The sequence below is a fragment of the Rhodococcus sp. NPDC059968 genome, assembly GCF_042738615.1.
GTDB lineage: Bacteria > Actinomycetota > Actinomycetes > Mycobacteriales > Mycobacteriaceae > Rhodococcus_F.
This window is the reverse complement of record NZ_JBHWUE010000021.1, coordinates 1-17,795: the sequence shown is the minus strand read 5'-3', so window position 1 is coordinate 17,795 and position 17,795 is coordinate 1. Positions and strand designations below refer to the sequence as shown.

The window sequence follows — 17,795 nt, the reverse complement described above, 5'->3', positions numbered from 1 at the left end:
GTCAGTGCCCGATCAGTACTTTCGCGAGGACGATGGCCGCCGCGACGGCGGCAGTGGTCAGGCCGACGATCAACACGCGAAATGTCAGGCGGTTACCCCGAATCCGCTCGGTCACGATCTGAATCGTCGCGATGCGGAAGACGATGACACCGCCGGCCAGGAGCTGAGCCCACGCGGTGGGCAGAACGTGCAGCCACCCCAGGGCGAGCAGCGCCGCCGGTCCGGTGCCGGACGAGACGATCGGTATCGCGTCACGCAGTTCGTCGAGAGCCTTCGACGACCGTTCCGTCCGCTCCTCGTCATCGTCGTCCACCGGGACACTGCTGTGGGCGACGGCGTCCGCGAATACGTGAGCAAGGAAGGTGGTGACCGTCGTGCCGAGGACCAACGCGACGGCCGCGCCGTTCTCGATGGTCCGGGGCGTTGCGGCGACGACCACGGTGAGGACGAGGATGTTTCCGTACACATAGGCCGACAGCCGGGCAGACGCTCTGGCCGCCGGCAGCGGACCGTGCTTCCGTTCGGTCACACGGTGACGCAGCGTCGCGACGCTCATGCGTGCCTGGCGGTCGAGTCGGCGCGGATGCCGGCCTCGAGGGCGATCGCGCCCGCCTCACCTCGGGACGCCACACCGAGTTTCTTCAGCACACCCGCGACGTGGAATTTGACCGTGCTCTCGCTGATGCCGAGGCTGTCGGCGATCGCCTTGTTCCGCTTGCCCGTCGCGAGGTGACCCAGGACCTCGAGTTCGCGGGGGTTGAGGTCGCCGAGTTGTTGTTCGTCCTGCCGCGCCACCGGTACGTCGAGGGGGATCGCGACGGCCACCCGGGACCCCCACCCGTCGACCGACTCGACGTCGATCCGGCCACCGAACGTGTGCACCCGGCCGGAGAGTTGCCGCACCAGTGCGTCGGTGTCGAGACCACCGTCGCCGTCGTCGCGGACTTCGACCAGGAGGTTCGCGCCGTCGCAGTCCCAGGCGATCCGGATTCGCTCGAGGGCGGCCTGCGCCGCGAATGCCAGGACGGCGCTGCGCACGACGGCCCGCGCCGCACTGGCCACCTCGCCGGGCAGCGCGCGACCGTCCACCGGCGGATCGACGTAGTCGACGCGCACGGGACGGTGCTGGAGCAACGGCCGCAGTTCGCCCTGCAGCCGGGCGAACGCCGTGGTGACCGCTTCCTCCGCGAGGTTGCGGTCGGACTCGCCCGCGGAACGCAGAGTCACCAGCGCCGAGGACGCCGTCTCGCTCGCCGTGATCCGCGACCTACGGTCGTCGAGGTCCTTGGACCGGAGCGTCGACAGGATCGATTCGAGCGTTGCCGCGTGCAGGTCCGTCAGCTCCACGATGGTTCTGGCCCGTTCGCTCGACGCCGCCCGCGACTCAGCCAGGTACGCCGGGCTCGCCTGCGCCACCTGATGCCGGATCGACACGGCGACGACGCCGAAGGCGCCCGCCACCAACGGGACCTCACGAATGCGCTGCCGCGGCTTCGGGAGTACGAGGAGGAGGGTGCCCGTCGCGTCCAGCAGAGCCCACACCTTCCGCTTCGAGCCGGCGAGCACGGTCTGGTCGTCGAATGGGGTGCCTTCCGTCATCCGGGTGCGCAACGCGTCCAGTTCGGCGATGGTGACGCGTTCGACCACCGATGGATCGCCGCTGACCTTGCGGGGACGTCCCGTGCATTCCCGGGTGAAGATCACCAGCGCGGTGTGCGGCCAGATGTCGGCGAGGAACTTGGAGAAGCGGACGGCGATGTCGGGCAGCGGACCGTCAATGACGTCCCGCATGGAACCGAGAACATCTGCCGGTGACACAGAAGTCGAGCTGGGAAGAACCACGTGTCGAGCCTATCCGCGCAGGCGGTGACAACCGGTCCTGGGCCGTCCGCTCACGGTGCCGGCTCCGCCCGCGCGGCGTCGACGACGTCGGACCGGACGAGCCCCAGTGATTCCAGTGCCCGCGCCGCGGTGCCGTGCGTGATGGTGGCGACGGCTGCGACGATGTCGGCTCCGACGATCGGTCTCCGTTCCGACTTCGCGAGAGCCACCGCATTACGGAATGCGGCCTGGGCCGGTTCGGTCAGCCGCAGCGGGCCGGTGCGGGGGCGGCTCAGTGCGCTGGTGGCGACGCCCGCGTCCGTCATGCCTGCCGCCGCGAGGGCTTCTCCGTGCACGCGAATGACCGCCTCGCGCAGTGCGTCCCGGTTCGATCCGAGACGCTCGAACACTCGGGGTGCCGTACCGTCCGGCAGCGCGAAGGATGCGAGAAGCAGGTGCTCGAGGCCCGGTTCCCGGTCGCCCAGCCGGTCGGCCTCGGCCTCCGTTTCGGAGAACAGCGTCTTCATCGTGCGCATGTCGCGCCATGCCCGGGTGAATTTCATCGTGCGCCCCTCGTCTTCTTGTCGGAGGATCGTCCCGGGCCGAGGCGTTTGTGCGCCGCCTGACCCGAGACGCCGAGAGCTTGACCGATGTCCGCCCAGGTCCAGCCGGCGGACAGTGCGTGTGCGACGGCGTCACGCTCGAGCTGATCGGCCTGACGCCGCAGCGCGACGACGGCAGCGAAAGCGGTCGCCGGGTTCGGATCGTCACTCACGGCATCAACTTAAGTTGATGAAGGTGATCCGTCAACCTTTGTTGATGAGTCGACCGGATTCAGAGCGCGGCGTTCTTGTCGAACTCGGTGCCGAGTTCCTTCGCGACGCGCTTGAGCAGCGGCACGATGTGGTCGGCTGACTCGAGGGTGACGCGGGCGGCAGGCCCGGAGACGGAGATGGCGGTGGGTGTCGGAGCGTTCGGCACCGGCACCGAGAAGCAACGGACGCCGATCTCCTGCTCACCCTCGTCGATCGCGTACCCACGGTTTCTGCTCAGTTCGAGATCGGCGATCAGCATGTCGGGGTCGGTCAGGGAATTCTCGGTGTACGTCGTCATGCCGGTCCGGCCGACCAGTGAGCGCACGGCGTCATTCGAAAGTTGCATGAGGATGGCTTTACCGACGCCGGTGCAGTGCGGGTAGACGCGGCGGCCGACCTCGGTGAACATGCGCATCGCGTGCTCGGACGGCACCTGCGCGACGTAGACGGCCATGGTGCCGTCGAGAACGGCCATGTTCGCGGTCTCGCCGGTGCCTCGCACCAGTTCGGACAGGTGCGGTCGCGACCAGGCGCCGATCAGCTGGGTGGCGCTCTCGCCGAGGCGAATGAGCTTGGGTCCGAGCGCGTACCGCCGGGTGGGTAGCTGCCGGACGTATCCGCGGTTCATCAGTGTGCGGATGAGCCGGTGGATGGTCGGGAGGGGGAGTCCGGCCAGGTCGGCGAGTTCGCTGACCCCGATGGACCCGCCGGCGCTCGCCATGATCTCGAGTATGTCGAATGCGCGCTCGACCGACTGCACGCCGCCGGCCGGACTCTGACCGTTCGTCATGTCTGTCTCCATCCTCTGACTGCTCGAGAGCCCCCACGTTCTTTCCGTCAGGCGGAAAGGGTGCTCCGTATGACGATAGCGCGGTCGCCGTAGATCGGGACGATTCCTTCGCTACATCTGTTGACAAAACCCGGTGTGACGGCGTTCACTATATCGAGATACGAAATACAACTTCCATAATATGGAAAACACCAAGCCCCAAGGGAGGGCCCCGTGTCTGAAACCGAAATCGCTGCGAAACCCACAAAGCAGCGTTGGTACAGATCGCTTTTCGTCCAGGTGCTGATCGGCATCGCCCTGGGTATTGCCACCGGAATCCTGTTTCCGGAGTTTTCCCATCACCTGGCGCCACTGGGCGAGGGCTTCATCAAGCTCATCAAGATGGTCGTGTCCCCGCTGATCTTCCTGGTGATCGTCACCGGCATCGCCAAGGTCGGCAGCATGAAAGCGCTCGGCAAGATCGGCGGCAAGGCGCTCCTCTGGTTCACCGCCGCGACGACCTGCGCGCTCGGCCTCGGCCTGCTGGTCGGCAATCTCGTCCACCCGGGTAGCGGACTCAACATCGACCCGGCGACGCTGGACACCACCGCACTGGACGAGAAGACCCAGGGCGGGCACCTGCCGGGTGGTGTCGAGTTCGTCATGCACATCATCCCGACCAGCGTGTTCGATGCGTTCGCGCAGAACAACCTGCTGCAGGTACTGCTGTTCGCGATCCTGTTCGGTGTCGCGCTGGCGTCCTTCAGTGAGTCGGCTCCGCCGATCCTGATGGACGTCATCGACCAGACGCTGCACGTCATCTTCCGCATCGTCGGCTACATCATGTACCTGGCACCTCTCGGGGCGTTCGGCGCGATGGCCTTCACCGTCGGCAACTACGGTGCCGGCTCCCTCAAATCCTTCGGAATACTCATCCTGGCGTGCTACGGAGCGGCACTGGTCTTCATCGTCGTGCTGTCGATCGTGGTCAAGCTGATCACCGGCGTGAATGCCTGGAAGTTCATCAAGTACTGCCGTGAGGAGTTCATGCTCGCCCTGGGCACCGGATCGTCCGAGGCCGTCATGCCCCGCATCATCAAGAAGTTGGACAACGCGGGATGCGACCGCGCCGTCGTCGGTCTGGTGATCCCTACCGGCTACTCGTTCAACCTCGACGGCGCCGCGATCTACCTGTCGCTGGCGATGATGTTCCTCGCGCAGGCCGTCGGCGTCGATCTCAGCTTCGGCGAGCAGCTCGCCATCATGGGCATCCTGATTCTCAGTTCCAAGGGAATGGCGGGTGTGCCGGGCTCGGCCTTCGTCGCCCTGTCCGCGACCGCTGCCGCGATCGGTGCATTCCCGGTCGCCGCCGTCGCGCTGCTACTCGGCGCCGACCGGCTCATGGACTCCATGCGCGTGTTCACGAACCTGCTCGGTAACTGTCTCGCCACGTTCGTGGTCGCGAACTGGGAGGGCATGCTCGACAAGGACAAGATGCGCGCGGTTCTCGACGGAAAGGTCACGCCCGACGACCCGGACGACGTCACCATCCACCCGCACCCGGGTCACGAACACCTCCCGAACACCCCGGCACACCCGGCGATCGAGAGGCCCGAACTGCTGACGGCGAACAAGGCTCCGGAAGGAACGGTGAACCACCATGCCTGACACCCAGCCCACCGTGGGGTTGCTCGGCACCTGGGGTTACCACGGACTCCTCGACGACGCCGAACAGGTCGACATCGACACCCCGTACGGGCCGACCTCGGACAGCATCGTCCTCGGGTCGTCAGGGGGCCGCCGGCTCGCGTACCTGACGCGCACCGGGCGCCACCGCAACATCCCGCCCCACCGCATCAATGCCCGCGCGAACATCTGGGCCCTGCACAGCCTGGGCGTGCGAACAATTCTCGCTCCCACCCCCTCCGGCTCGCTGCGACCGGCGATCGGCGTCGGCTCGATCGTCGTGCCCGACCAGCTGGTCGACCGCACGGGCCGCACCGACGACACCTTCCACGACGACGACGTCCACATCTCCTTCGCGGACCCCTTCTGCGCCCACGGGCGCCGAGCGGTGGTGTCGACGCTCCGCAGGAACGGCTGGGTGGTCAACGACGGCGGTGTGATGGTCGCGATCCGCGGTCCCCGCTTCTCGACCCGCGCCGAATCACGCTGGTACGCAGCGCAGGGATGGGACCTGATCAGCATGACCCCGTACCCCGAAGCTGCGCTGGCCCGTGAACTGGGCATGTCCTACACCTGCATCGCCCTGGTCACCGATCACGACGTCATCAGCGACACCCCGTGGCCCGTCACCCAGGACCTGGTGCGCGAAGGACTCGACGCCAACACCAAACGACTACGCGAAGCGCTGCTGCAGGTAGCGATCGAACTGGCAGGCACGCCCGAAGTGGCGACACCTGCCCACGGAAGAAGGAGCTGACAAGATGGCCGAATTATTCTGCAACGGTGGAGCGATGCGAGGCGGAAACCTCCATCACAACGTATCCGCGCACACGTTCCTCGGCACGGTCCGGACCGCACCGAACTACCGATTCTTCTCCGTACGTGACGAATTCCCGGCCCTTCTCCTGGTGGAGAGTGGCGGCGCCGCGATCGAGGGCGAACTCTACGACGTCCCGATCGGCGACATTCGCACCGACTTCCTCCCCGAGGAGCCCGAGGAACTGGAGCTCACCGTGATCGAACTGTCGGACGGCCGTTCGGTTCTGGCGGTAGGCCTGCGTCCGGGCCTCCTCGAGAGCAAGGCCGGTGAGCTCACCGAGATCACCGATCGCGGCGGCTGGCGTCGCTACCGAGGCCTGCCCGAGCCCGACAACACCACAGTCTCCTGAACATTCCGAAAGTGAAAGAACAGCCGATGGATACCTTTGCCTACACCCTGAACTGCTCGATCCTGCTCACCGACGTGCCGCTCCTGCAGCGTCCGCAGGCGGCCCGGGACGCCGGATTCGACGCCGTCGAATTCTGGTGGCCCTTCGACACCGCCGTACCGCGGGACAGCGACGTCGACGCGTTCGTGGCCGCGATCGAGAACGCCGGAGTGCAGCTCACCGGGTTGAACTTCGCGGCGGGGAACATGCCGGCGGGAGATCGCGGACTGCTGTCCGACCCGGCGCAGGTCTCGGCGTTCCGCGACAACATCGACATCACCGTCGGAATCGGAGAACGGCTGGGCACCAAGGCTTTCAATGCCCTGTATGGTAATCGTATCGACGGCACCGATCCGAAGATTCAGGGCGACACGGCCACCGAGAACCTCGCCCAGGCGGGTAAGGCGGCGGATCGTATCGGTGCGGTCGTGCTCGTCGAACCGGTCAGTGGCACGCCGGCGTACCCGCTGAAGACCGCGGCCGAGGCGATCGCGGTGATCGACCGGGTGAAGGCCGAACACGGTGTCGACTCGCTCCGGCTCCTCGCGGACCTCTACCACCTCGAGGTCAACGGCGACGACATCGGCGCCGCGATCGACACCTACGCAGACCGGATCGGGCACGTGCAGATCGCGGATGCTCCGGGTCGCGGCGAACCCGGCACCGGAACACTCGACATCGACGGCTACCTGAAGAGGCTCGCCGGACACGGTTACCGCGGATACGTCGGGCTCGAGTACAAGTCCACACGACCGGACACGTTCGACTGGTTGCCCCGCGAACAGCGCGCGTCCCGCGCCGCCCACTGACACACCACCACTTTCGACGGAATCGAGGAGACTCGTGAGCACTATCGCATTCATCGGACTCGGAATCATGGGCAGCCCCATGGCCGTTCATCTCGCCAAGGCCGGCCACCAGGTGGTCGGATACAACCGCTCTCCCGAGCGCACCGCGGCACTCGTGGAAGCCGGCGGCACCGCTGCGGACTCCATCGCCAAGGCCGTTGCCGGCGCCGACATCGTGGCCGTGATGGTCCCCGACTCGCCCGACGTGCAGGCCGTACTCGCCGGTGCGGACGGAGTCTTCGAGCACGCCCCGGCAGGCGCTCTGATCATCGACTTCTCCAGCATCCGGCCCGACGTCACCACCGCACTCGCTGCGCAGGCCGCCGAGCGTGGATACCGGCTGATCGACGCACCGGTATCGGGTGGCGAGGCCGGTGCGGTCAACGCCGCACTGTCGATCATGGTCGGCGGCGCCCCGGAAGACTTCGAGTCGGCCAGGCCGATCCTCGACGTCGTCGGGAAGACCGTGGTCCACGTGGGCCCCAACGGCTCCGGACAGACTGTGAAGGCAGCGAACCAGCTGATCGTCGCCGGCAACATCCAGCTCCTCGCCGAGGCGATCATCTTCCTCGAGGCCTACGGTGTCGACACCGCGGCCGCGGTGGAGGTACTCGGGGGCGGGCTCGCCGGATCGGCCGTCCTGAACCAGAAGGCGCAGAAGATGCTGGACCGGTCGTTCGAACCCGGATTCCGCATCGACCTGCACCACAAGGACCTCGGCATCGTGACCAGCGCTGCCCGTGAGGCAGGCGTCGTGACACCCCTCGGCGCCGTCGTCGCCCAGCTGATGGCCTCCGCCCGTGCGAACGGTGATGGTGGCCTGGATCATTCGGGCCTGCTGCGTGGAGTGGAGCGGCTGTCCGGCCGCCCCTCCCAGTGACCCGCTTCAACTCGTAATCCTCGATGGAGAACTGATATGCCTCGTATGCGCGCCGCTGATGCAGCGGTCAAGATTCTGGAACTCGAAGGTGCCACCCAGGCCTTCGGCCTCCCCGGTGCGGCGATCAACCCGTTCTACGCAGCAATGCGTGACCACGGTGGGATCAAGCACGTCCTCGCCCGCCACGTCGAGGGCGCATCCCACATGGCCGAGGGATTCACCCGCGCCAAGGCCGGAAACATCGGTGTCTGCATCGGGACGTCCGGGCCGGCCGGGACCGACATGATCACCGGTCTGTACTCGGCGATGGCGGACTCGATCCCGATCCTCGCGATCACCGGGCAGGCCCCCGTCGCGCGTCTGCACAAGGAAGACTTCCAGGCCGTCGACATCGCTGCGATCGCGGGTCCGGTCACGAAGATGGCGATGACGGTGCTCGAGCCGGCCCAGGTTCCGGGAGCGTTCGCGCAGGCATTTCACCTGATGCGGTCCGGTCGGCCGGGACCGGTGCTCCTCGACCTGCCGATCGACGTGCAACTGGCCGAGATCGACTTCGACCCGGACACCTACCAGCCGCTGCCCGTGTACAAGCCGGCCGCGTCCCGCGCGCAGGCGGAGAAGGCGCTCGACATGCTGGGTGCCGCCGAACGCCCGCTGATCGTCGCAGGCGGCGGCATCATCAACGCCGACGCCGCGGACCTGCTCGTGGAACTGGCCGAACTGCTGGACGTTCCGGTGGTGCCGACGCTGATGGGCTGGGGCACCATCCCGGACGACCACCGCCTCGCCGCGGGAATGGTCGGTCTGCAAACCGCTCACCGGTACGGCAACGCGACCATGCTGGCGTCGGACTTCGTCCTGGGCATCGGTAACCGCTGGGCCAACCGGCACACGGGTGGCCTCGACACTTACCGGAAGGGGCGCAAGTTCGTTCACGTCGACATCGAGCCCACCCAGATCGGTCGCGTGTTCGCACCGGACTACGGGATCGTCTCCGACGCCAAGGCGGCGCTCGAGCTGTTCGTCGCCATCGCGAAGGAGCGGAAGGCAGCCGGAACCCTGGCGGACCGCAGCACCTGGGTCGAGGACTGCGCCACCCGGAAGCGGACCATGCAGCGCAAGACCCACTTCGACGACGTGCCCGTCAAACCGCAGCGGGTGTACGAGGAGATGAACAAGGTCTTCGGGCGCAACACCCGGTACGTCAGCACGATCGGGCTCTCGCAGATCGCCGGCGGCCAGTTCCTGCACGTCTACAAGGCCCGCAACTGGATCAACTGCGGCCAGGCCGGACCGCTGGGCTGGACTATCCCCGCCGCTCTCGGAGTGGTCGCCGCGGAGCCGGAGACGCCCGTCGTGGCGCTGTCCGGTGACTACGACTTCCAGTTCATGATCGAGGAACTGGCGGTGGGCGCCCAGTTCAACCTGCCGTACATCCACGTCGTGGTGAACAACTCCTACCTGGGGCTGATCCGTCAGGCTCAGCGCGCATTCGACATGGACTTCTGCGTGCAGCTGGGCTTCGACAACATCAACACCCAGGAAGCCACCGAACACGATGTGCTGCCCGCAGTCCCGAAGGGGTACGGCGTCGATCACGTCAAGGTCGCCGAGGGTCTGGGCTGCAAGGCGCTGCGGGTCACCGAGCCCGGCGAGATCGCCGGCGCCCTCGAGAAGGCCCGTGAGCTCGCCGGTGAGCACAAGGTGCCGGTGGTGGTCGAGGTCTTCCTCGAGCGGGTCACCAACATCGCGATGGGAACCGAACTCGACAACGTCGCCGAGTTCGAGGATCTGGCGGAGAGCTGGGAGCACGCTCCCACAGCCCTCATGCTGCTGGACTAGGGGACACCGTGACACGTGTACTGGTCGCACCCGACAAGTTCAAGGGATCCCTCACCGCCGCGGAAGTCGCGGACGCCCTGGCCGACGGACTCCTGGCCGGTGATCGGTCCTGGGTGATCGATCGTGTTCCGGTCGCGGACGGCGGCGACGGCACCGTCGCGGCGGCCATCGCGGCAGGGTGGTCGCCGGTCGCGGTGACCACCACGGGGCCGACGGGTCTGCCCGTCACCTCGTCCTACGCGGTGCGCGGCTCGACCGCAGTGGTCGAACTGGCATCGGCCGTGGGTTTGGTACTGCTCCCGGACGGTGTGGCAGATCCCCTGGGTGCCAGTACATTCGGACTCGGCACCGTCGTCAGGCACGCGCTGGAGGGGGGAGCCCGCGAGATCATCGTCGGTCTCGGGGGCAGCGCGTCAACCGACGGCGGTGCCGGCTTGTTACAGGCCCTCGGCGTGCGTGTCCTCGACTCGGGCGGCAACGAGGTCGCCAAGGGAGGAGCGGCCCTGCGCGGGGCCGCCCGGGTCGACCTGACCGGCCTCCACCCGGCGGCGCGTGCGGCGCACTTCCGGCTCGCCTGCGACGTCGACAATCCGCTCCTCGGCCCGACCGGGGCCACCGCCGTGTACGCAAGCCAGAAGGGCGCGGCCGCAGAAGAACTGGTCGTGCTCGAGGACGCCATGACCCGGTGGGCGCAGGTCGTGCGCGCCGCCACCGGCCGCGACGACAGCCGGGTCGCGGGAGCGGGCGCTGCGGGAGGGGCGGCGTTCGGCGCGATCTCCGTGCTGGGGGCCGACACCCGGCCCGGCATCGACACGGTCCTCGGGCTCGTCGATTTCCCCGGGAGGCTCGCGGGGGCGGACCTCGTCATCACCGGCGAGGGCTCACTCGACGAGCAGAGCCTGCACGGCAAGGCACCGATCGGCGTCGCGACCGAGGCACGCAGGGCCGGAATCCCCGTCCTCGCCGTGTGCGGACGAAACCTGCTCAGCGACATCCAATTGCACAGCGCCGGCATTTCCGAGGCATACGCGCTCGCGGACCTGGAACCGGACCTTCATCGATCGATCAGAGATGCGGCGGAACTACTGCGCCGGATCGGCTGCACGATCGCGGCATCGACTGCCGAACTCGCACCACTCAGCACACGAGGAGAATCATGACGTCCACCGACTTCACCGCACTACCCGACCTCGCCTCACGCGCCCTCGGCGGAAGCGTATCCGCGGCCAACGACGAACTGTTCGCCCAGCGGGAGAACCTCATCAAGGCGGAGGCCCCGTTCTTCGACCCGTCCGATTTCGGGCACAAGGGCAAGGTTTACGACGGGTGGGAGACCCGCCGCCGCCGCGACGACGGCCACGACTACGCGATCGTCCGGCTCGGGGCCGCGGGCATCATTCACGGGATCGTCGTGGACACAGCGCATTTCAAGGGCAACTACCCGCCCTTCATCTCCATCGAGGCGGCGTCGATCGAGGGCTACCCGTCGATCGAGGAGGTCATGAAGGCGGATTGGCAGACCATCGTCGAGAAGTCCCCGGCCGAGGGGCACGCCGCGAACGCCTACGCGGTCGCCGACCCGCACCGGTGGACACACGTGCGGCTGTCGATCTATCCCGACGGTGGCGTTGCGCGGTTGCGTGTGCACGGTGAGGTCGTGCCCGACCCGCGGTTCCTCGACGGGACGGTGGACCTACTGGCCGCGGAGAACGGCGGGCGCCTCGTCGGCTGCTCCGACGCGTTCTACGCGTCGCCTGCGAACATCATCCTTCCCGGGCGGGCACGGAACATGGGGGAGGGCTGGGAGAACTCCCGGCGTCGTGGCGGCGGCAACGACTTCGCGGTGTTCTCGCTGGCCGCGGCCGGCCGGCCCCGGCACGTCGAGATCGACACCAGCTACTACGTGGGGAATGCGCCCGGCTGGGTGCGGCTGAGCACCGCCGACGCGCGGACCGCCGACATCGCGGACGACGGAGCGTGGACCGAACTGCTGCCCCGCACGGCCGTGCAACCCGACACGAGGCACCGGTTCGTTCTGGACGCCACCGACGCCGCCACGCACCTGCGACTCGACGTCTATCCCGACGGCGGCCTGTCCCGGCTGCGGCTGTTCGGCGATCTCGACGCGACAGCGCTCTCGGAGACGCGGCGCACCTGGTGGGAAGCCCTTCCCCAGAGCCATCAGGCGCTCGTCGCCGACCAGGCACCGCGCTAGTCCAGCCCCGGCGCGCTCTCCACCCCTACCTGACGAACCCGAGGAAACACGCATGCCCAATCCCAGTCCCGGTTACTCCATCACCGTTCGCGTCACGGCCCCGGTCGGCGCAGGCACCACCTCGACTCTCGCGGGGGCGGTGGCCTCCGTGAAGGGAGCCATGACCGCGTTGGACGTGGTGGAGAGCCACCCCGACCACATGGTCATCGACGTGACCTGCGACGCGTCCGACGTCGAGCACGCCGAGCAGATCGCGTCCGCGATCGCCGACGTGCCCGGCGTCGTGGTGGGCAAGGTCAGTGACCGCACGTTCCTGCTCCATCTCGGCGGGAAACTCGAAGTGGTGCCGAAGGTTCCGCTCAAGCACCGCGACGACCTGTCCCGCGCGTACACGCCCGGTGTCGCCCGGGTGTGCACCGCGATCGCCGAGAATCCCGAGGACGTACGGCGGCTGACGATCAAACGCAACACCGTCGCGGTCGTCACCGACGGCTCGGCCGTGCTGGGGCTGGGCAACATCGGCGCCGCCGCGTCGATTCCCGTGATGGAGGGCAAGGCGGCGCTGTTCAAGCAGTTCGCGGACGTCGACGCGTGGCCGGTCTGCCTGGACACCCAGGACACGGACGCGATCGTCGAGATCGTACGAGCCCTCGCACCGGTGTACGGCGGAATCAACCTCGAGGACATCTCCGCCCCGCGCTGCTTCGAGATCGAGGCACGGCTCCGCGACATGCTGGACATCCCGGTGTTCCACGACGATCAGCACGGCACAGCCATCGTGGTTCTCGCCGCACTGACCAACGCCCTGCGGGTGGTCGCGAAGAGCCTGGACACGGTGAAGATCGTGGTCTCGGGTGTCGGCGCCGCCGGACATGCCATCATCCGCCTGCTGGTGGCGCAGGGGGCGACGAACATCGTGGCGTGCGGGCGGAACGGAATCCTCTCGCCCGACGACACGTCCGACTCGTTCCGTTCGTGGATCGCGGACAACACCAACCCGGAAGCGCGGTCCGGATCGCTGCGAGACGCACTGGCCGGCGCGGACGTGTTCATCGGTGTCTCGGCACCGGACATTCTGACCGGCGACGACATCGCGACGATGGGCCCCGACTCGATCGTGTTCGCCCTCGCGAATCCGGTCCCCGAGGTCGATCCCGTCGCCGCCGGACAGCACGCTGCCGTCGTCGCGACCGGTCGGTCCGACTTCCCGAACCAGATCAACAACGTGCTCGCGTTCCCGGGCGTGTTCCGGGGCCTGCTCGACGCGCACGCCGTCGAGATCACCGACGACATGCTCATCGCCGCCGCCCGCGCGATCTCCGATTCGGTGTCTCCGTCGGAACTCAATCCCACGTACATCGTGCCGAGTGTGTTCGATGCCGCGGTCGCCCCGGCCGTGGCGGCAGCGGTGCGCAGCGTCGCCGACGCAGGTGGTGAACACGATGGCTGACCGGCTCGACCTGCTGTTCCGTGCCCCGCGGGTGATCACCGCGGCGGGCGAGGTCGCCCGCTGTGTGGGTGTGCGGGACGGCCGGATCGTCGTCATCGAACCGTTCGGTGCCCAGCTCGACGCCGAGGTCGTGGTGGAGCTGGGTGACGACGAGGTGCTGCTTCCCGGTCTCGTCGACACCCACGTGCACGTCAACGAGCCGGGCCGCACCGAGTGGGAGGGGTTCGCGAGCGCGACCCGGGCCGCTGCCGCCGGCGGGGTGACGACGATCGTCGACATGCCGCTCAACAGCATTCCGCCGACCGTCGACGCCGAGGCTCTGGACGTCAAACGCCGGGTCGCATCCGATCAGGCGTACGTCGACGTCGGATTCTGGGGCGGCGCCGTGCCCGGCAACGTCCCGGACCTACGGGCCCTGCACGACGCGGGCGTGTTCGGGTTCAAATGCTTCCTGCTGCACTCCGGCGTCGACGAGTTTCCGCCGCTGGATCCGGCCGAGCTCGAACTGGCGCTCAAGGAGATCGCGGGGTTCGGCGCGATGATGATCGTCCACGCGGAAGACGCGCACGCGATCGACCGCGCGACGTCACCCGGAGGGGAGAACTATTCGGACTTCCTCGACTCGCGGCCCCGGGGCGCCGAGAATCTCGCCATCGCCGAGGTCATCGAGCTGGCCCGGTGGACCGGGTGCCGGGTCCACATCCTGCACCTGTCGAGCTCCGACGCGCTGCCGATGATCGCGTCGGCACGCAAGGACGGCGTGAAGCTCACGGTGGAGACGTGCCCGCACTATCTGTCGTTCGTCTCGGAAGAAATTCCTTCGGGAGCAACGCAATTCAAGTGCTGCCCGCCGATCCGCGAAGCCGGGAACCGTGAACTGCTGTGGCAGGGCCTGGCCGACGGCGTGATCGATTGCGTCGTCACCGATCACTCCCCGTGCACGGTCGACCTCAAGAGATTCGACATCGGCGACTTCGGTGTCGCGTGGGGCGGCATCGCGTCGCTCCAGGTATCGCTGTCCGCGGTGTGGTCGGAGGCCAAGCGTCGCGGGCACAGTCTGAACGATGTGGTCCGGTGGATGGCGGAGAACCCGGCTGAGCAGGTCGGGCTGAACACGAAAGGGCACATCGCGCTGGGGTACGCGGCGGATTTCGCCGTGTTCGCGCCCGAGGAGGCGTTCGTCGTCGACGTGGCCGCCCTGCAGCACAAGAATCCCGTCTCCGCCTACGACCGGCGTGCCCTCGCCGGCGTTGTGCGCAGTACCTGGCTGGCCGGCAAGCGGATCGACCTCGACGAGGCGCCCCGCGGCCGGCTGCTCAGCCGCGGACTGGCCTGACGCTGCCGCCCTTGCCCGCTGTCGCGCTGGATCCGAAAGATCCAGTGTTACAGCGGGTTTGTCGTGTTTCGGGCGGCGCCACACCAAGATATATCCTGCGGAAATCATTGACCGGCCACTGTTGCCTGGCTCACACTTGGAGGGACCAATGGAACAAGCTTTCCGTGATACGGAAGTTCGTTCGCCGCCACGCAAGGACAGGCACATGCTCATAGACGACACAGTCTCGCGGCACACCACCACCGTCGACCACGATGCCGCCGTCCACGGCCGCGCTCCGCAGGAAACGACGCCGACAGCGACCGAGACGAGTACCAAACTCTACAACCTGGACCTGGCACCCACGAAGGCCTCGGGTCGCCGCTGGGGTAGCTACAGCATCTTCACGCTGTGGACCAACGACGTCCATAATATCGCCAACTACTCGTTCGCCATCGGCCTGTTCGCGCTCGGGCTCGGCGGCGGCCACATGATCCTGTCGCTCATGATCGGTGCCGTCATCGTGTGTGTCGCGATGACCTACGCAGGGTTCATGGGGCAGAAGACGGGCGTGCCCTTCCCCGTGATGAGCCGGATCAGTTTCGGAATCCGCGGCGCCCAGATTCCCGCCATCGTCCGTGCGGTCATCGCGATCGTCTGGTTCGGAATCCAGACCTATCTCGCCTCGATCGTTTTCCGGATCTTCCTCGTCGCCGTGGCGCCGTCGCTCGACCGCTTCGACCAGAATTCGATCCTCGGACTCTCCAGCCTCGGCTGGATCTGCTTTATCGGGATCTGGGCGGTCCAGATCGTCGTCCTCGTCTACGGGATGGAGGCCGTGCGCCGATTCGAGAGTCTGGCCGGCCCGCTGATCCTGGTCACGGTCGGCTCGCTCGCCCTGTGGATGCTGTTCCGCACCGACTTCTCCATCGCCTGGACATCCGATCAGCCCGCTTCGGGTGGGGAGATGTGGCGGCAGGTCTTCGCCGGGGCAGCCCTGTGGATGTCGATCTACGGCACCCTGATCCTCAACTTCTGCGACTTCTCGCGGCGCTCCCCGTCGAAGACCGCCGTCGTGCGCGGCAACTTCTGGGGACTGTTCGTCAACGTCCTCGCGTTCGCCGTCGTCGCGTTCATCCTGTGCGGCGCCCAGTTCCAGATCGACGGGACGATCATCGACAGCCCCACCGACATCGTCGCGGCGATCCCGAACACCCTGTTCCTGTCGCTGGCCTGCCTCGCCCTCGTGATCGTGACGATGGCCGTCAACGTCATGGCGAACTTCGTCGCACCGTCGTACGTGCTGTCGAATCTCGCTCCCGGGAAGATCAGCTTCCGCAAGGCCGGCATCATCAGCGCCTGCATCGGCGTGGTCCTGCTGCCCTGGAATCTCTACGACAGCCCGGTGGTGATCAACTACTTCCTCGGTGGCCTCGGCGCCGTCCTCGGCCCGCTGTTCGGCATCATCTTCGTCGACTACTGGTTCATCCGCCGCACGAAGGTCGACGTGCCCGCCCTCTACTCGGACAGCCCGACCGGAACCTACTACTACCGCAAGGGATTCAATCTGCGGGCGATCTATGCCCTCGTTCCCGCCGCGCTCGTCAGCACCCTGTTCGCGATCGTCCCGGCCTTCCATCTCGTCGCCCCCTTCTCGTGGTTCATCGGAGCGGGCCTGGCGGCGGCAATCTACGCGGTCGTCGGCGACCGCACCCGGCAGTACGTGGACGTCTCCGGCGAGTCGATCGCCGTGGACAGCGGCCACGGCGACCACTGACAGGAGCTTTCGATGCGTATTCTCGTCGTCAACGTCAACACCACCACGTCCATCACGGACGCCATCGCCAAGCAGGCCGAGGCCGCGGCAGCACCCGGCACCGAGATCGTCGGGCTCACACCGGACATCGGTGCGGAATCCGTCGAGGGGAACTTCGAGAGCTACCTCGCCGCGATCGCGGTGATGGACCGGGTGCGTTCGTACCCGGAACCGTACGACGCGGTGATCCAGGCCGGGTACGGCGAACACGGCCGGGAAGGTCTCCAGGAGCTGCTCGACGTACCCGTCGTCGACATCACCGAGGCGTCCGCCAGCATCGCAATGATGCTGGGGCACAAGTACTCCGTCGTCACCACCCTTGACCGCACCGTGCCGCTCATCGAAGACCGCCTCCGGCTCGCGGGCCTCGACGCCAAGTGCGCGAGTGTGCGCGCGAGCGGTCTGCCCGTCCTCGCACTGGAATCCGACCCCGAGCGCACGATCGAGGCGATCGTCGACGAGGCCGAAGCTGCTGTGCGCGAAGACAAGGCCGAGGTGATCTGCCTCGGCTGCGGTGGAATGGCCGGCCTCGACGACAAAATCCGTGAGCGCACCGGTGTTCCCGTGGTCGACGGGGTCAGTGCGGCTGTCAAATTAGCGGAATCTCTTGTAGGGTTGGGGCTCTCGACCTCGAAGGTGCGCACGTACGCGCCCCCACGTCCCAAGAAGATCACGGGATGGCCGCTCGCGAAACCGCGTTAGTCACCTGTGCAGTGAGTTGTACAGCTTCGTCCTCACCCCGGACAGTCACCACGGCGCCCTATCCCGCGCCCGCAACGATGGAGTATCCCTTTGCTCGAACAGACCACGACCTCCGCGGACCTCGCCCGCGCCGGTTCGGTTCGCGTCATCCGTGAGGGTGTTGCGTCTTATCTGCCGGATATCGACCCGGACGAGACCACGGAGTGGTTGGAATCGTTCGATGGACTGTTGGACCGGTCCGGACCGACCCGTGCCCGGTATCTGATGTTGCGGATGCTCGAGCGGGCCGGGGAGAAGCACGTCGCTTTGCCGGCGTTGACGTCGACCGATTATGTGAACACCATCCCGACGGAGAACGAGCCGTGGTTCCCCGGCGACGAGGAGACCGAGCGCCGGTACCGGGCGTTCATCCGGTGGAACGCGGCGGT

The 17,795-nt window shown here is 67.2% G+C and carries 17 protein-coding genes and 1 pseudogene; 13 read left to right on the top strand and 5 right to left on the bottom strand.

What is annotated here, in order from left to right:
• Nucleotide 1: 1 nt before the first annotated feature.
• From ACFWAY_RS18785 to ACFWAY_RS18765, 5 genes are all read right to left on the bottom strand, one after another.
• Nucleotides 2-556 (bottom strand): hypothetical protein, encoded by a 555-nt coding sequence (locus tag ACFWAY_RS18785; protein WP_378456390.1) that lies wholly within the window; start codon nt 554-556, stop codon nt 2-4.
• Nucleotides 553-1,791 carry a response regulator transcription factor gene (locus ACFWAY_RS18780; RefSeq protein ID WP_378511632.1) on the bottom strand — a complete coding sequence of 413 codons (1,239 nt, stop codon included), beginning with the start codon at nt 1,789-1,791 and terminating at the stop codon, nt 553-555. The genes ACFWAY_RS18785 and ACFWAY_RS18780 overlap by 4 nt, the downstream gene beginning before the upstream one ends.
• A gap of 101 nt (nt 1,792-1,892) precedes the next feature.
• Complete coding sequence (locus ACFWAY_RS18775) at nt 1,893-2,384, bottom strand: Clp protease N-terminal domain-containing protein (RefSeq protein ID WP_378511631.1); 492 nt, start codon at nt 2,382-2,384, stop codon at nt 1,893-1,895.
• The gene (locus ACFWAY_RS18770) at nt 2,381-2,596 is read right to left on the bottom strand and encodes a hypothetical protein (protein ID WP_378456388.1); all 216 of its coding nucleotides are present in this window, start codon (nt 2,594-2,596) and stop codon (nt 2,381-2,383) included. The genes ACFWAY_RS18775 and ACFWAY_RS18770 overlap by 4 nt, the downstream gene beginning before the upstream one ends.
• A 59-nt stretch (nt 2,597-2,655) precedes the next feature.
• Complete coding sequence (locus ACFWAY_RS18765; RefSeq protein WP_378456387.1) at nt 2,656-3,426, bottom strand: IclR family transcriptional regulator; 771 nt, start codon at nt 3,424-3,426, stop codon at nt 2,656-2,658.
• A gap of 213 nt (nt 3,427-3,639) precedes the next feature.
• Between ACFWAY_RS18765 and dctA the strand changes: the two genes are divergently transcribed.
• From dctA to ACFWAY_RS18700, 13 genes and pseudogenes are all read left to right on the top strand, one after another.
• Complete coding sequence (dctA, locus tag ACFWAY_RS18760) at nt 3,640-5,073, top strand: C4-dicarboxylate transporter DctA (RefSeq protein ID WP_378456386.1); 1,434 nt, start codon at nt 3,640-3,642, stop codon at nt 5,071-5,073.
• Entirely contained in the window at nt 5,066-5,848 is a 783-nt protein-coding gene (locus tag ACFWAY_RS18755; RefSeq protein WP_378456385.1) for an MTAP family purine nucleoside phosphorylase, read from the top strand. Before dctA ends, ACFWAY_RS18755 begins: the two co-directional genes overlap by 8 nt.
• Before the next feature lie 4 nt (nt 5,849-5,852).
• Nucleotides 5,853-6,260: a gamma-glutamylcyclotransferase gene (locus ACFWAY_RS18750; RefSeq protein ID WP_378456384.1), complete on the top strand. Its 408-nt coding sequence runs from the start codon at nt 5,853-5,855 to the stop codon at nt 6,258-6,260.
• Between the two features lie 26 nt (nt 6,261-6,286).
• A complete protein-coding gene (locus ACFWAY_RS18745) occupies nt 6,287-7,108 on the top strand; it encodes a hydroxypyruvate isomerase family protein (protein WP_378456383.1) in 822 nt (273 codons plus the stop codon).
• Between the two features lie 34 nt (nt 7,109-7,142).
• Nucleotides 7,143-8,027, top strand: coding sequence for a 2-hydroxy-3-oxopropionate reductase (locus tag ACFWAY_RS18740; protein WP_378456382.1), 885 nt, complete (start codon nt 7,143-7,145; stop codon nt 8,025-8,027).
• Between the two features lie 36 nt (nt 8,028-8,063).
• Entirely contained in the window at nt 8,064-9,869 is a 1,806-nt protein-coding gene (gcl, locus tag ACFWAY_RS18735) for a glyoxylate carboligase (RefSeq protein WP_378456381.1), read from the top strand.
• A gap of 8 nt (nt 9,870-9,877) precedes the next feature.
• Nucleotides 9,878-11,029 (top strand): glycerate kinase, encoded by a 1,152-nt coding sequence (locus tag ACFWAY_RS18730; RefSeq protein WP_378456380.1) that lies wholly within the window; start codon nt 9,878-9,880, stop codon nt 11,027-11,029.
• On the top strand, nt 11,026-12,084 hold the full coding sequence (gene alc / locus ACFWAY_RS18725; RefSeq protein WP_378456379.1) for an allantoicase: 1,059 nt from the start codon (nt 11,026-11,028) through the stop codon (nt 12,082-12,084). The genes ACFWAY_RS18730 and alc overlap by 4 nt, the downstream gene beginning before the upstream one ends.
• 52 nt (nt 12,085-12,136) lie before the next feature.
• Nucleotides 12,137-13,534 (top strand): NAD-dependent malic enzyme, encoded by a 1,398-nt coding sequence (locus tag ACFWAY_RS18720; RefSeq protein WP_378456378.1) that lies wholly within the window; start codon nt 12,137-12,139, stop codon nt 13,532-13,534.
• Nucleotides 13,527-14,870 carry an allantoinase AllB gene (gene allB / locus ACFWAY_RS18715; RefSeq protein ID WP_378456377.1) on the top strand — a complete coding sequence of 448 codons (1,344 nt, stop codon included), beginning with the start codon at nt 13,527-13,529 and terminating at the stop codon, nt 14,868-14,870. The genes ACFWAY_RS18720 and allB overlap by 8 nt, the downstream gene beginning before the upstream one ends.
• Before the next feature lie 205 nt (nt 14,871-15,075).
• A complete protein-coding gene (locus tag ACFWAY_RS18710; protein WP_378511630.1) occupies nt 15,076-16,626 on the top strand; it encodes an NCS1 family nucleobase:cation symporter-1 in 1,551 nt (516 codons plus the stop codon).
• A 12-nt stretch (nt 16,627-16,638) separates the two neighbouring features.
• Nucleotides 16,639-17,367, top strand: coding sequence for an aspartate/glutamate racemase family protein (locus ACFWAY_RS18705; RefSeq protein ID WP_378511629.1), 729 nt, complete (start codon nt 16,639-16,641; stop codon nt 17,365-17,367).
• Nucleotides 17,368-17,457: 90 nt separating this feature from the next.
• Nucleotides 17,458-17,795, top strand: a pseudogene (locus ACFWAY_RS18700) (pyruvate dehydrogenase (acetyl-transferring), homodimeric type); the annotation flags it as partial.